Annotated in this window: 5 protein-coding genes; all 5 read right to left on the reverse strand. The window is 34.3% G+C overall.

The window, feature by feature from the left end; all coding sequences use genetic code 11:
- Positions 1-186: 186 nt before the first annotated feature.
- The 5 genes from A194_RS0116105 to A194_RS0116125 all read right to left on the reverse strand — a co-directional run bounded on the left by A194_RS0116105 (position 187) and on the right by A194_RS0116125 (position 1,841).
- Positions 187-372 (reverse strand): hypothetical protein, encoded by a 186-nt coding sequence (locus tag A194_RS0116105; protein WP_017187806.1) that lies wholly within the window; start codon positions 370-372, stop codon positions 187-189.
- Between the two features lie 76 nt (positions 373-448).
- On the reverse strand, positions 449-976 hold the full coding sequence (locus A194_RS0116110) for a hypothetical protein (RefSeq protein WP_157783090.1): 528 nt from the start codon (positions 974-976) through the stop codon (positions 449-451).
- A gap of 140 nt (positions 977-1,116) precedes the next feature.
- The gene (locus A194_RS0116115; protein WP_017187808.1) at positions 1,117-1,353 is read right to left on the reverse strand and encodes a hypothetical protein; all 237 of its coding nucleotides are present in this window, start codon (positions 1,351-1,353) and stop codon (positions 1,117-1,119) included.
- An 11-nt stretch (positions 1,354-1,364) separates the two neighbouring features.
- The gene (locus A194_RS0116120) at positions 1,365-1,574 is read right to left on the reverse strand and encodes a hypothetical protein (RefSeq protein ID WP_017187809.1); all 210 of its coding nucleotides are present in this window, start codon (positions 1,572-1,574) and stop codon (positions 1,365-1,367) included.
- 66 nt (positions 1,575-1,640) lie between these two features.
- On the reverse strand, positions 1,641-1,841 hold the full coding sequence (locus A194_RS0116125; protein ID WP_017187810.1) for a DUF1049 domain-containing protein: 201 nt from the start codon (positions 1,839-1,841) through the stop codon (positions 1,641-1,643).
- Between the last annotated feature and the right edge of the window lie 6 nt (positions 1,842-1,847).

Consider the following 1,847-nt stretch of genomic DNA (forward strand, 5'->3'; position numbering starts at 1 on the left):
AATACAGCTAACATCCCTAGTAATAACGCTAGACCTATTCGTTCTCTTCCTTTTGGGTTATGTAACATAGATGAATACACCTTTCTAACTCTAGCTGTCTATTAATCAAATTTTTACTAGTCTATCATAGCACAATAAAATACAAAAGGCTGATCTAACAATCAACCTCTTACTTTATATCTTGTATTAATTTTTCTTCATCACAAACTTTCGGATAAATGCGCCGATGAAAATACCCACTAATGCTACAATCATAAGTTGACCGAAAAAGCCAAGGTCCGCTTCATCACTTCGCCATAAGTCATAGATGAAATAAATAATAAACATACCTAAAATGATCGGCAACCAAACGAACACAAATTTCCTCCACATATGTATTGGCCCTCCTACGTCTATTACTTTAACTAAACATCATTTTATCATATAAATAAAAAATAAAGCAGAAGGATTATTCGTAAGTTCCTTCTGCTTCTGGTAAAGCTCGGTATGCTTCATGTGACATAATAACTTCTTCGTGCAAGTAATTCGTAAACTCAATTAAATCCATTAATTCGTCTGTCAAACAATTGTTAGTCGTCCATTCAACTGAATGTTCATCCCCATTTGCTTTCATGTCGAGCATATGAGTTGTGTAAGGATTACTACTGCATTGTGTACCATCAACCGCTTCTCTAGTTAGTTCATCTGGTGTTTCTAATATGTTCGATTCCCGCATTTTGTCATAAATATCTTCCTTATCCTGATCGTTAATCACTAAAACGGTTGAGACTTCACCATTGTCAATTAAATCCTTCGTATAAAGATCATCAAATGTATTCAATTCATGTCTTTCCTCAAAACCATATTGATAAACAAAATCAAAGTCATCAGGCATTTGAGTTGGAAGGGCAGCATCCTCTTCCCCTCCACCATTAGTCCCCGATGAACACCCAACTAAACATAAACAAACCGACACAAATATTATAGTTCGATTCATCGCACGCCGCCTTTATTTATTACATTATAACTATAGAAATATAAGTCTCTTTACCTACTACTTCAACATAATTAAACAAATTTCCTTCTCAAAAAATGAAATTGTATATTTTTTCTATTTATTAAAAAATGAGCCTATTTCTAGGCCCATTTTTCACAGTTACATTGATATTCTTCGTAACGAACTTCTTTAATAAAGGTCGATTGTTCTCCGTTAATTTTGTAAACATGTACTACTGGAGCGACGTCAGTTTTTGCGATTGTTTTCAGTTGCGTGTTTAAATCAATCGATTCGTCAATCACATAATCATTCATTTCTTCCCAAACGTTTTCAACTGGACACTCATCATACGTCATTGCCATTAAATATTCTGACAAAACATCTCCCCTTACGTATTCGTTCTTTTTCTAATTAAATCAACTATGTAAAGAATACTGCCAACAAAACCAGCTCCCCAGAAAAACAAACTAGCAAGCTGATACTGACCAAGCCATAACGTATAGTACACTTCTAATATGACAAAACCGGCAACACCAACAATTAATAAAGCAAGTCCAACAACACCATAATTTTTCTCTGGTTTTAAATAATCAAACATAGTCATAGATGCTCCTTACTTTAGTCTACCAAAAGCGTACCACAACGTATGACACGACACTAGCATTTACCCGTTATTACGTTCTTTTTCTAACTGGTCGACGCGTTCTTTTAGCGCTTTAACTTCGTTGTTTCGTTTAAAGAAAACGACAACTAGTCCGGTTAATACAGATAGAAAGGCGATTAGAAATACTAACATAATAATCTGAAATACGATATCAGCTGTTGAAAAGCCTACTGTTGCTAATTGATTAATGAATAAGTTCATACGTCA

Origin of the sequence: Alkalibacillus haloalkaliphilus C5 (genome assembly GCF_000269905.1) — a bacterium.
GTDB classification, from domain to species: domain Bacteria; phylum Bacillota; class Bacilli; order Bacillales; family Alkalibacillaceae; genus Alkalibacillus; species Alkalibacillus haloalkaliphilus_A.

What these genes read in the sequence shown, in the direction of transcription:
- A194_RS0116105 (WP_017187806.1), bottom strand. Translation starts at nt 372, where the DNA reads ATGTGGAGGAAATTTGTGTTCGTTTGGTTGCCGATCATTTTAGGTATG.
- A194_RS0116110 (WP_157783090.1), bottom strand. Translation starts at nt 976, where the DNA reads ATGAATCGAACTATAATATTTGTGTCGGTTTGTTTATGTTTAGTTGGG.
- A194_RS0116120 (WP_017187809.1), bottom strand. Translation starts at nt 1,574, where the DNA reads ATGTTTGATTATTTAAAACCAGAGAAAAATTATGGTGTTGTTGGACTT.
- A194_RS0116125 (WP_017187810.1), bottom strand. Translation starts at nt 1,841, where the DNA reads ATGAACTTATTCATTAATCAATTAGCAACAGTAGGCTTTTCAACAGCT.